This window comes from Bacillus sp. DU-106 (assembly GCF_004799705.1).
GTDB lineage: Bacteria > Bacillota > Bacilli > Bacillales > Bacillaceae_G > Bacillus_A > Bacillus_A cereus.
In genome coordinates this window covers 5,257,626-5,269,355 of sequence record NZ_CP026607.1, presented here as the reverse complement: position 1 = coordinate 5,269,355, position 11,730 = coordinate 5,257,626, and the positions used below count along the sequence as shown (strand labels likewise).

The window sequence follows — 11,730 nt, the reverse complement described above, 5'->3', positions numbered from 1 at the left end:
CCAAGTAATACAATGTAAATATAAGAAACAGCGGGGGTGGAGAGATGGAAAAGATTATTGAAGTAAATGGTGTTTCTAAAACATTTAAACATAAAAACGCAGTAAATAATGTTTCATTTCATGTAAATAAAGGGGAAATAGTAGCGTTACTTGGTCCGAATGGTGCGGGGAAAACAACGACGATGTCGATGATGCTTGGATTAAAGGACCCGACAGAAGGTAAGGTCTTTATATTTGGAAAGAGTCCAAAGCATAGAGATGTTCGTAATAGCCTCGGTGCGATGCTGCAAGAAGTAAGTGTCATTGATAGTATTACGGTGGAAGAGGCAATTGAGTTATTCCGTAGTTATTATACGAATCCTATAGCGAAAGAAACGTTACTGCAGTTATCAAATTTAGAATCAGAGCGAAAGCAAAGATGTGAGAAGTTATCAGGTGGGCAAAAAAGAAGGTTGAATTTTGCGCTTGCACTTGCGGGAAATCCAGATTTGTTATTTTTAGATGAGCCGACAGTCGGAATGGATATTACGTCTCGAAGAATGTTTTGGGAAACGATTCGAAAGTTAGCAAGTGAAGGGAAAACAATTATTTTAACGACGCATTATTTAGAAGAAGCAGATGCTTTAGCAAATCGTATCTTATTATTTGCGAGCGGAAAGATTATCGTAGATGGTACACCAGACGAAATGAAAGCGACGATTTCGCGAAAAACAATCACATTTTACTCGAAGGAAAGCATTCCTACAAAATTACTAAAGGAATTACCAAATGTAACAGAAGTAAAGTCAAGCGAAGGACGCTTCATTTTAACAACGGAGGATACGGATGCAACTTTAAAAGCCATTTATCAAAAGAGTTTACCTGTAACAGATGTTTCAGTTGAACGTGGAAGTCTTGATGAAGCATTCGAACAGTTTGTCGCAAATCAGAAGGAGGAAATCGCATGAGAGCATTATGGATGCAATGCAAAATAGAAATTTTACGTACATTCCGCAATAAATTATTTATCTTTTTCTCATTATTAATGCCTGTTATGTTTTACTACATTTTTACAAATGTTGTTCAAGTACCACAAAACGGAGATGCGTGGAAAGCACATTATTTAATTTCGATGGCAACTTTCAGTATTGTAGGGACTGCACTCTTTAGTTTCGGTGTGAGACTTTCTCAGGAAAGAGGGCAAGGATGGACACATCTTCTAAAAATTACACCGCTTCCAGAGGGAGCATATTTAACAGCAAAAATTATCGCTCAAACAGTAGTAAATGCTTTTTCAATATTAGTTATCTTTATTGCAGGGATACTAATTAATCATGTTGAGTTAACGGTAGGGCAATGGATTGGTGCGGGATTATGGTTATTGTTAGGGGTAACACCATTTTTAGCGTTAGGAACAGTAATAGGTTCCATTAAGAAGGCGGACGCAGCTGCTGGCTTAGCAAATATTTTAAATATGAGTTTAGCTATAGTTGGCGGGTTATGGATGCCGATTGAAGTATTCCCCAAAATATTAAGAACGATTGGTGAATGGACACCGACATACCATTTCGGAAGTGGTGCGTGGGATATTGTAGCTGGAAAATCAATTGGATGGGAAAATATCGCGGTATTAGGAGGTTATTTCCTTATATTTGTTGTAGTATCAATATATATAAGAAAAAGACAGGAAGCGGTATAAATGATAGAGAAGAAGAGGATTGAGATTTTTCCGAAACATATGGGATTCTTCCCGTATATGTGGTTTGTTTATCTATTATTTCCAATTTATCACTTAGCGCAGGCATCAGGATGGAAGCTTGTAATAGGAAGCGGTATGTTGATAATTTTTATCGTCACATACCGTCAGCTTTATTTTGTTCAGAGGACGTTTGTTTTTTGGGCGTGTATTCAAATGGTACTCATCTTTTTATTTGCTTTATTTTATAATCCTTTTATGATATTTTTTGGCTTTTTCACAGCAAGTGCGATGGGATTTGCGCCAAATAAGAAAGTATTTCGAGTGCTGTTATGTTCGTTAGTTATCATGCTTGGAGCATTTTTATTTGTAAATATGAATCAACTAACAACTACAAGTTTAGTAAATATCGTTCCAATGTTTATTTTAATGCTTCTTACGCCATTTGGTATGCGCAATTTTAATCAGAAAAAGATGTTAAGAAATCAATTGGATCAGGCGAACGAGCAAATTAAAGACTTAGTAAAACGTGAAGAACGGCAGCGGATTGCAAGAGATCTTCATGACACATTAGGGCATACGTTATCTCTTATTACTTTGAAAAGCCAGCTTGTAGAGAAGTTAATTGTGAAAAATCCAGAGCGTGCAAGTGCGGAAGCGAAGGAAATTACACAAACGTCTCGTACAGCCTTAAAACAGCTGAGAGAATTAATTTCTGATATGCGTATGATTACGGTAGAAGAAGAGCTAGAGCAAATAAAAGCGATCTTACAAGCAGCTAATATTGAATTAGAAGTGAGGCAAGAAGCAAGATCGAGCTCGTTATCACCAATTGAACAAAATATTGTCGGGATGTGTTTACGTGAGGCCGTTACAAATGTTGTAAAACATAGTAAGGCAACGCGGTGCGCAGTTTCTGTATTAGAATCACAAGGTGAACTGATTTTGAAAGTAGAAGATAACGGAATCGGTTTAACAGATCAAAATCATGATGGAAATGGTATTCGCGGCATGAAAGAACGAATTGCTCTTATTGATGGATTTGTTGAACTAGGTACAATCAATCCAGGGACGTTATTAACGGTAAAAGTTCCAGTTGTTATTAGAACAGGAAAAGGTGAGGTGAGGGCATGATTCGAATTATTATTGCAGAAGACCAGCGGATGCTTCGTGGTGCATTAGGGGCCCTGCTTGATCTAGAAGATGATATCGAAGTAATTGGGCAAGCTGCGAACGGGGAAGAGGCGTTAGAATTAATTGAATCGTTAAAGCCAGATGTAAGTATTATGGATATTGAAATGCCGATTCAAAGTGGATTGGATGTCGCTGAGACTTTAAAGAAAGAAAAATCATCATGCAAAGTAATGATTTTAACAACATTTGCACGGCCGGGATATTTTGAAAGAGCAATGAAAGCTGGTGTGCACGGCTATTTATTAAAGGATAGCCCAAGTGAAGATTTAGCGGCAGCAATTCGTAATGTAATGAAGGGGAAACGAGAGGTCTCCCAAGATTTAATGTTTGGCTTATGGCAGGAGCAAAATCCGTTGTCAGATCGCGAAAAGGAAGTACTGTTACTTGCGAAAGAAGGAAAGACGGCAAACGAAATTGCGAAGGCACTTTATCTTTCGCCGGGTACAGTACGTAATTATATTTCTGAAGTATTAGCGAAGCTTGATGCGAAAAATAGAATTGAGGCAATTACAATTGCGGAAGAAAAGGGTTGGATATAAAAAGAAGGTTACCTATGAGAGGTAACCTTCTTTTTATAATTATTGTACTTCTATTACTTGATTTACTTTTTGTAACGGTTTGTAACCGTGTGCTTCAAATGCCTTTGCAAATTCATTTGATACGGCAGTGCCATATAAATCTTTTGCAGCTTGTACGATATGAGATTGAAGTGATTCAAAGTCTTCAGCGGAAGTTGCATAATTTTGCAATGCACGCATAACAACTTTACTTACTTTTTCATTTCCTTGTTTTTGAACAGCAACACCGTTATATGTTTTACCTTCAGCTAATTGATATAATACGTGACTGATAATACCAGAATTCACGTGTGATTCTTGATTATTACCATCGTTATAGAAATCTTGTAAATTTGTATATAGTTTATGACCGCCGTCACCAATTTCCCTTGGGATATCACGAATTGTTAGGCCACCTAATGTATCGCCCATAATCCAGTTTCCTTTATCTTTCTTTACGTAATATTCGATTTGTGTACCCCAGAAATCCGCTAATCCCTCGTTTAGTGCAGATGTTTCAGCGCTTGGATATCTCACGACTTTATTTTTCGTCGTGCCACTGAATACAGCATGTCCAAATTCATGAGCTGTTACATCAAGAGCGGATGTTAGTTTTCCGTCTAAACCATCACCAAATACCATTTGGTTCCAAGCGGGATGCCAAAATGCATTTACATAGTCTTCTTTTACACCATCACTAACTTCAGTAGAATCAAAACCGTGTACACTAGCAACAACTTTTGAATCTTTATTGTCGTAACTTTTTAGATTATGTTCTTTCTTAAAGTAATCGTAAATATCACTCATGTTCTTCATAGCGCCCGCGGCTTCTTTATCTGCAAAATTAGGAGTACTACTTGAAATTAGTGTCCCTGGATAACCAGCTTGACTATATCCTCCAAGGGAATCGGCGTAGTTTGCATTATAAATATAAATACCATTTCCGCGTGATAAATCCGCTAAATAAAATTTTCCATCAGTTCCTTTGGCAATTTTGAAAGAGATGTTTTCTTGAAGTGCATTTTTCCCAGTTCCTTGCTCACTTGCAGGGGATAATCTAGGTGATGTTACTTGATTTATAGTCTTATTCTCTTTGTTTTTAATGAACTTTTCTTGGAAAAGTACTTCTCCAGTTTTTAAATCAACGATAGCATTGCCGTTTATAATTTGTTCATTGTTTTCATAAGTAAATGTAATAACAGTTGCGAATGTATAATAGCCATCTTTTTTCTTATAAACAACGGTTTCGCTAGAGAATTCTGTCTCAACTGCATCACTTGGAATTTGAACTATATCGCGTAATTTAGATTTTACTTCATTTTTCGACAAAAAATTTGTTATAGTAAGATTAGGTTGTTGATTTAAATTTTGAACAACTTTACCACTAACAGTTGTGATTACTCCATTTTTATCTACTTTTACAATGAGATCTTGGCCATATATTTTATAGTTTTTATATGTTTGTGCAAGGCGAACTTCGGTTTGATTTTCTTTGGTTTCTTTATTTGTAGGTTGGAAATCTACATTTTTTTCAGTAGTGACTTGTTCTTGTTGAGCTTTCGCCCCATTTACCTCACCTTTTAAATACTTTTTAGCAATATTTTCTTTCGTATCATTTTGAGGTTGTGTTAATTTCCCGATTGTTAAACCAGGCTGAGCAATTTCAACTTTGACTGCACTTTTGTCTAATTCTTGAGCATGAATAGCTTCTGTTGATAAAGGGCAAAGAAGACCGAATGTAACGAAAGCACTAGCAAGTTTTCTATAATTCATCTATAACACTCCTAATCTATTATTGTATGTGAGATGAATTGTATGAAAAATTTGCCGAATTTTATATATATTATGCATTATTTCATATCAAAAATTGTCGAATTCACATTATTGTAGTGGTATGACAACTCAAAAAATTAGATTGTTCTAATGGGATGGTGAGTAAGTATGCACGCAGAAAAATTAGGAAGTGAAATTAAGAAAATTAGGGTGATGAGAGGATTAACACAGAAACAGTTATCCGATAATATATGTCATCAATCGGAAGTGAGTAGAATTGAATCGGGTGCGGTATACCCAAGTATGGATATATTGCAAGGTATCGCAGCAAAATTACAAGTTCCTATTATTCATTTTTATGAGGTACTCATTTATTCCGATATTGAAAGAAAAAAACAGTTTAAAGATCAAATCATTATGCTTTGTAAGCAAAAGAAATATAAAGAAATTTATAATAAAGTATGGAATGAGCTGAAAAAGGAAGAATATCATCCTGAATTCCAGCAATTTCTTCAATGGCAATATCATGTAGCAGCTTACATATTAAAGAAAATCGATTACGAATATTGTATTTTAGAATTAAAAAAATTGTTAAATCAACAGTTAGCTGGAATAGACGTATACCAAAATCTTTATATAGAAAATGCGATTGCAAATATTTATGCTGAAAATAGCTATTTTAAGAAGAGTATTGAGTTATTTGAAGATATATTAAAACAATTAGAGGTATTGCATGATAATGAAGAATTTGAAGTGAAGGTAAGATATAATCATGCGAAAGCATTATATTTAGATAATCAATATGAAGAGTCACTTTATCAAGTAAATAAAGCGATTGAAATATCATGCCGAATTAATAGTATGGCATTAATTGGACAGCTATATTATCAAAAAGGTGAATGCCTAGGGAAGTTGGAGTACGATGGGGCAGAGGTTGAAGATGCATATAAAAAGGCAAGTTTCTTTTTTGATATATTAGAAATGCATGCATATAAAGAAGCGCTCGTAAATAAGATCAGCAGATAAATATCCTAAAAAATGGGTATGCATAATTGCATATAATAGATATAAATTTTCATGATATATTAAAATAAAAAATGTGGGTGATGGAATATGAAGAAATTACTTATTGGTAGTTTATTAACGTTAGCGATGGCATGGGGTATTTCATTAGGCGATACGGCATTAGAGAAAAGCCATATAATTTCTCATAACGATCAAGAGGTACAATTAGCTAAAGATTTACCTTTTGAATATTAAAAAACAACCGTCTTACTTAGGCGGTTGTTTTTTTATGGAGTAACATCCAAACGTCTTTACTAGAAACAGGTTTGCTAATAAAGAATCCTTGAATGTGATCACAATTTTGTTTATGTAAAAATTCCCATTCTTCTTCCGTTTCTACACCTTCTGCAATCACTTCTAAATTTAGTTGTTTTGATAGTGTAATAATGGAAGAGACAATTGCTTCTTCTAAAGGGCTAGTTGTAATTCCACAAATAAACTCTCGAGCGATTTTTAATGTGTTGATTGGATATTTTGTTAAATAAGCTAAAGAACTATAACCAGTTCCAAAGTCGTCGATTGAAATTTGAATACCGAGATTTTGAAGTTGTTCTAGTTTTGCAACTACAGATTGATTTTGATTAATTGCGATGCTTTCCGTAATTTCAATATCTAGTGCTTCTGGTTTCAGTTCTGTTTCTTCCAATACCTTTGAAATAGTTGGGATTAAATCTGCATGGTTAAATTGAACAACAGATAAATTTACACCAACTTTTAAATGAGAGAAACCTTGATTATGCCATCTTTTTGCCTCTAAACAAGCAGTACGTAAAATCCAATTGCCAAGTTCAATAATAAAACCAGTTTCCTCTGCTAGAGGGATAAATTGGGCAGGAGATACGATACCGAGTTTTGGATGCTTCCAACGTATTAATGCTTCAAAACCGATAATTTGTTTTGTTTTTGTGCTTACTTGTGGCTGGTATTCAAGGAAAAATTCATTTTGTTGTAATGCTTTTGAAAGTTCACCTTCTAAGAATTGAATTTCATTTTGAGCGATACTCATTTCTTTTGAGAAGAAAACAAATCTGTTTTTTCCATTTGCTTTCGCACGATACATAGCCATATCAGCATTTTTCATTAACTCATTTACATCAGTTCCATAATCAGGGTACATCGCAATTCCGATACTTGGTGTAATAGAAAGTTCTTCGCCTTGAATGAAGAATGGTTTGTTTAAAATAGTTAAAATCTGTTCAGCTATAAAAATTGCACTTTTTTCTGAGTACATTTCTGGTAATAGAATTGTAAACTCATCTCCACCTTGGCGAGCGACGATATCTTTTGAACGCAAGCAACCGCGTAATCTTTTTGCTACTTCAATTAATAATAAATCTCCAACGTCATGGCCAAGTCTATCGTTAATTTTTTTAAATCGATCTAAATCAAGGAATATGACGGCGACATCATTTGCGTTAGTTTGGGCTGTATTTAAAATGGCTTTTAAATCTTTTTCGAACTTTCGACGATTTGGTAATCCAGTAAGTGCATCGTGAAAGGCTAAATGTTCTACTTGTTTTTGTTTTTCATATAAGGTGGTAATATCACGTGCTATCCCAAACATTCCGACCACTTCTTTGTTTATAAAAGTAGGGATAAGTGTAATATGGAGATAATAATAATAGCCTTCTTGTTCTTTTGTACGAACTTCTAACGTTTGTGGCCTACCTTCCTTTGTAATTTGTAAAGCCTTCTTTAGTAGTTCGTGGTCTTTTGAATCAATGAAGTGTACCAGAGAATAGCTTGCCACTTCGCAATAATAGGCAGTAAATAAGCTTTCGCACGCCTTATTAGATTGTTGAAAAATGCCATTCATATTTAAAGAGAAAACGGCATCGGGATGGTCCTCGAATAAAGATTTATAACGTTGTTCACTTTTTGATAATGCAAATGCACCTTCTTCAACTTCGTCCTCTAGTTGTGTAGTCAACTGTTCATATGTATGAATTAGTGCTTGATTATCTTTCCACATGTAAAGTTGCCGCAAGAATAACAAAATAAGTGATAATACGAGACCGATTAACATGAATTTATCATCCCAAGGTTGAATGATAATAAAAGAAAAAGTAATAATTATACTAAAATAAGGTAGTATAAAACGTACATAATCGAATCGATAATATTTTGTTTTCGTTTCATGCTGCATTGGTTTATCTAAAATATATAGTATGGAAGAAAGTCCAATTAATAAAATAGAAGCAGTGTGTATTAAATAATTAATTTCAGCAGAAGTTTTCATCCCAAAATTCAATTGAAACAGATGAATATAACCGTATACGAGTATAATAGTGAAACCGATAATTAATGCAATTCTACTAGAAGAATATTGTTCTCTTCTATATAGGCTAATAACGGCGTAAATTACTAATGATTGTGCAATGAAATACCCAATTAAAATCCAAGTATCCTTTGTTAACATGCGGAAGCTTGAAAGGTCTAAGATAAAAGTTAAGGTGAAATAAATGTTCATAATAATAATAAAGATGCTATCGAATGAAAATTGAGAAAGCCCCTTAATAGAATAATTTTTTATAAACTTTATAGCAAATCCAACAAAGAGCAAAATATATTGTATGATAAAAAAAGGTAATGCTTTATATGAAAATATAGATTGATCATGTATAGAAAGTGAACTAAGAAATAGGGTTATCTCCATAACTAACCCACATAGGCAAGTACATAGTAATAAAATCCAAAATAGTTTATCACTTCGTTTCATTCTCTTAATAGCTTTATATAAACAGTGACAAGAAAAAAGTGCAGCGAAACAGAATAAGAAAAGAATTCCAATCTCCTTTATATGCGACTCATTTGGAATAAAGAGTATCCAAAGAGCAAATATAGATATGTATATTATGACAAATTGTACATATTTTTTTTGATTAATCATATTATGACTCCGTTTCAATAAAGTTGAATCTCGAGGGAATGCTAATTTAAATAATAGCATATAAAATAGGATGTTTTTTACTATAAAAATTACTTTTTTGAAAAAATGGTGCAAAGTTACAATTTACCACTGTAACATTGCACCACCTATTCTTTTAATTCCTCTTATAGCAGAAAGTTCATCTATTAATTGGAATAATGCTAAGTCTTTTTGTTTACTTTCAATCATAATATCGAAATTATGATTGTGTTTTTTTGCAATGTGTAAGAAAGGCTTAATAAACTCTAAATCGATATATTCAGCATGAGCCCTAAATTCTTTTTCCGATCTCGGGGAGGAAATGTGAACTTTAGGAGAAATATTTGTATGTGACCAAGTTTCAAAAATTGCAGGAAGCAACTCTTCTAGTGGTTCCTCGCAAAGATTGGCCATATGATGATGATAATCAAATACAAATGGAATATTTTCTTTTTGGCAAATTGATAAAGTTTCAGCGGTTGTATAGGTTTTATCATCATTTTCAAGAGTCATTTGTTTTTTTATATGTGTAGGAAGTTTTTTTATGTTTTCATGGAAGCGATCAATTGCCTTTTCTTTATTTCCATAGGCTCCACCTACATGAATATTAATGTAAGAAGAATCTGCAATGCCTATAGCATCCAATATTTTATAATGATAAGTCATATCCGTAATAGCGTTAGTAGTAATATGTGGCTTGTCGCTTGTAAATAGCGTAAATTGATTTGGATGAAAACTTATTCGTAAATTGTGTTCTTTAATTAAAGCCCCTATTTTACGCCAAAGTGGTGTGAATACCCCAATATAGTCAAACTCGACTTCGGGATGTGTTGCAAGTGGGACGATGGAAGACGATAGGCGATATAGTGGGATTTCATGCGCTATATTGTAATGAAGGATACGTATTGTGTGCTCTAAATTTTGCCTTATAACATGGTACAGTTTGTCTTCTCGCTCTTGCTTGCTGAGTTTCTTAAAGCTTGTAAACGTCATTGTTTTGGCAGGAGAACAGTCCCAGAGTGCCATTGCATGTGAGACATATCCAAACCGTATAAGCATATGAGATACACCTCTTTTATTCATTGTCTTTCCTATAAAAAGAAAGCAAACATTGTTCCAATCCATTCCTTTCCTCTATCGATAAGAGAAGGCGGGTTTACATCGCTATAGGAAAGTACAGATGCATTCTCTAGATCTTCATGGAATTTCTTTTTTACTGTTTGAATGAAATGTTTATTATATAACAGGCAGTTTATTTCATGGTTAATATATAAACTTCTCATATCAAAGTTTGCTGTTCCGATATCGCAAATATCATCGTCTACTATAATAATTTTGGCGTGAAAAAAACCTTGTTGAAATGCATAAATATTGCAACCAGCCTGTATTAATTTTCGGCAGTACGGAAATTTGGCTTCTCGAACAAGAGGGTGATCAGCTTTTTCTGGAACAAGAATTGTGATTTGAACCCCTCTTTCTCTTGCTTTTAATAAGGCATTCATAATTTTTTTTCCAGGAATGAAATATGGTGTACCGATACAGATTTCTTTTTTTGCCGCGTTAATTAAATGTAAAAAAGTATGCTGTAAATAAGCCCCATCAGTCGGAATAAATTGATGCAGGATGGTACCTGGGTTTTGTTTTGGAAAATAAAGAGAAGCATCTAATAAATTTTGTTTCGTATCATCAAACCAGTCATGCAAAAATTGCTTTTGTAAATCTTGAACCCCTTCTCCTGTAAGACGTAAATGGTAGTCTCGCCATAATCCTAAATATTCATTATGCCCTAGATACTCTTCACCGATATTAAATCCCCCGATATAGCCGGTTTTCCCATCAATCACTGTAATTTTCCTATGATTTCGTTGATTGGCAGAAAAGAAAGGCAGAGGAAATTTTACCTTATGACAAAATGAAAAAGATACACCATGTTTTTGCAGGGAGCGAATAGCTTCGTTTGATAAAGAATGGCTGCCAAATCGATCAAGTAAAAGTCGTACTTCAATTCCTTCCTGAGCCTTATCAATCAGCAATTTTAAAAATTCACGACTGATTTTATCGTTTTTTACAATGAAGAATAAAATATGAATGTGATGCTGTGCTTGTTTTATATCAGTAAATAAAGCGTCATACAAATCTTTCCCGTATGTATAAAGGTGAAAATCACTTTGACGTAAAGGGAAAGTGCGAGAGCTTACTCGTTTTAAATGAAGAAGTCTCCCGTATGAAAGGTCAATTGTAATCCAAAGAGCAACGGATATTAACAAAAGAGATAAGTAGAGCATTAGTGAATTCCCTCCTTCGCATTCTTTTCACCTTCAGTGTGTTACAAATGATACGGGTAGCACGGCTGTTATTATAAATTTCTTTAGAGGATAGATCTTGTACTGGTTAAAGTGTCACTTTATCCCGCTTTAACGGGCAGTAAGCCTTTCGACTCAAAAACTGTTGAATAAGTAGAAGTTAGCTTGAAAATCAACTGCCCGTAAAAGCACGATTGGTTCAACTAATAATCAGCGGGGGATGAACCACCCCTGCTGATTAAAGTTTCACTTTAT

The 11,730-nt window shown here is 34.1% G+C and carries 10 protein-coding genes; 6 read left to right on the top strand and 4 right to left on the bottom strand.

The window, feature by feature from the left end; genetic code table 11:
• Nucleotides 1-44: 44 nt before the first annotated feature.
• From C3Y97_RS26990 to C3Y97_RS26975, 4 genes are read left to right on the top strand one after another with little or no spacing between them, the layout of a single operon-like run.
• A complete protein-coding gene (locus tag C3Y97_RS26990; protein WP_000411128.1) occupies nucleotides 45-947 on the top strand; it encodes an ABC transporter ATP-binding protein in 903 nt (300 codons plus the stop codon).
• Complete coding sequence (locus C3Y97_RS26985) at nucleotides 944-1,678, top strand: ABC transporter permease (protein ID WP_001202431.1); 735 nt, start codon at nucleotides 944-946, stop codon at nucleotides 1,676-1,678. The genes C3Y97_RS26990 and C3Y97_RS26985 overlap by 4 nt, the downstream gene beginning before the upstream one ends.
• Nucleotides 1,679-2,809, top strand: coding sequence for a sensor histidine kinase (locus tag C3Y97_RS26980; RefSeq protein ID WP_136363715.1), 1,131 nt, complete (start codon nucleotides 1,679-1,681; stop codon nucleotides 2,807-2,809). It begins immediately after the preceding gene.
• A complete protein-coding gene (locus C3Y97_RS26975) occupies nucleotides 2,806-3,408 on the top strand; it encodes a response regulator transcription factor (protein ID WP_000619237.1) in 603 nt (200 codons plus the stop codon). Before C3Y97_RS26980 ends, C3Y97_RS26975 begins: the two co-directional genes overlap by 4 nt.
• A gap of 39 nt (nucleotides 3,409-3,447) precedes the next feature.
• Here C3Y97_RS26975 and C3Y97_RS26970 read toward each other — a convergent pair whose 3' ends face one another.
• Nucleotides 3,448-5,199, bottom strand: coding sequence for a M4 family metallopeptidase (locus C3Y97_RS26970; protein ID WP_136363714.1), 1,752 nt, complete (start codon nucleotides 5,197-5,199; stop codon nucleotides 3,448-3,450).
• Between the two features lie 168 nt (nucleotides 5,200-5,367).
• Here C3Y97_RS26970 and plcR point away from each other — a divergent pair, with 168 nt between their 5' ends.
• Complete coding sequence (gene plcR, locus C3Y97_RS26965) at nucleotides 5,368-6,225, top strand: transcriptional regulator PlcR (protein ID WP_000542909.1); 858 nt, start codon at nucleotides 5,368-5,370, stop codon at nucleotides 6,223-6,225.
• A gap of 87 nt (nucleotides 6,226-6,312) precedes the next feature.
• Nucleotides 6,313-6,459, top strand: a complete 147-nt coding sequence (locus C3Y97_RS26960; protein ID WP_000734730.1) for a quorum-sensing peptide PapR — start codon at nucleotides 6,313-6,315, stop codon at nucleotides 6,457-6,459.
• A gap of 16 nt (nucleotides 6,460-6,475) precedes the next feature.
• Here the strand turns inward: C3Y97_RS26960 and C3Y97_RS26955 are convergent, their stop codons facing one another.
• The 3 genes from C3Y97_RS26955 to cls form a co-directional block, all read right to left on the bottom strand.
• Nucleotides 6,476-9,154, bottom strand: a complete 2,679-nt coding sequence (locus C3Y97_RS26955; protein ID WP_002184091.1) for a DUF4084 domain-containing protein — start codon at nucleotides 9,152-9,154, stop codon at nucleotides 6,476-6,478.
• A gap of 123 nt (nucleotides 9,155-9,277) precedes the next feature.
• Complete coding sequence (gene uvsE, locus C3Y97_RS26950; protein ID WP_002183013.1) at nucleotides 9,278-10,231, bottom strand: UV DNA damage repair endonuclease UvsE; 954 nt, start codon at nucleotides 10,229-10,231, stop codon at nucleotides 9,278-9,280.
• 32 nt (nucleotides 10,232-10,263) lie between these two features.
• A complete protein-coding gene (gene cls / locus C3Y97_RS26945) occupies nucleotides 10,264-11,457 on the bottom strand; it encodes a cardiolipin synthase (protein ID WP_000966423.1) in 1,194 nt (397 codons plus the stop codon).
• Nucleotides 11,458-11,730 lie beyond the last annotated feature (273 nt).

Coding starts and splice junctions, on each gene's coding strand:
- C3Y97_RS26990 (WP_000411128.1), top strand. CDS start 45: ATGGAAAAGATTATTGAAGTAAATGGTGTTTCTAAAACATTTAAACAT.
- C3Y97_RS26985 (WP_001202431.1), top strand. CDS start 944: ATGAGAGCATTATGGATGCAATGCAAAATAGAAATTTTACGTACATTC.
- C3Y97_RS26980 (WP_136363715.1), top strand. CDS start 1,679: ATGATAGAGAAGAAGAGGATTGAGATTTTTCCGAAACATATGGGATTC.
- C3Y97_RS26975 (WP_000619237.1), top strand. CDS start 2,806: ATGATTCGAATTATTATTGCAGAAGACCAGCGGATGCTTCGTGGTGCA.
- C3Y97_RS26970 (WP_136363714.1), bottom strand. CDS start 5,199: ATGAATTATAGAAAACTTGCTAGTGCTTTCGTTACATTCGGTCTTCTT.
- plcR (WP_000542909.1), top strand. CDS start 5,368: ATGCACGCAGAAAAATTAGGAAGTGAAATTAAGAAAATTAGGGTGATG.
- C3Y97_RS26960 (WP_000734730.1), top strand. CDS start 6,313: ATGAAGAAATTACTTATTGGTAGTTTATTAACGTTAGCGATGGCATGG.
- C3Y97_RS26955 (WP_002184091.1), bottom strand. CDS start 9,154: ATGATTAATCAAAAAAAATATGTACAATTTGTCATAATATACATATCT.
- uvsE (WP_002183013.1), bottom strand. CDS start 10,231: ATGCTTATACGGTTTGGATATGTCTCACATGCAATGGCACTCTGGGAC.
- cls (WP_000966423.1), bottom strand. CDS start 11,457: ATGCTCTACTTATCTCTTTTGTTAATATCCGTTGCTCTTTGGATTACA.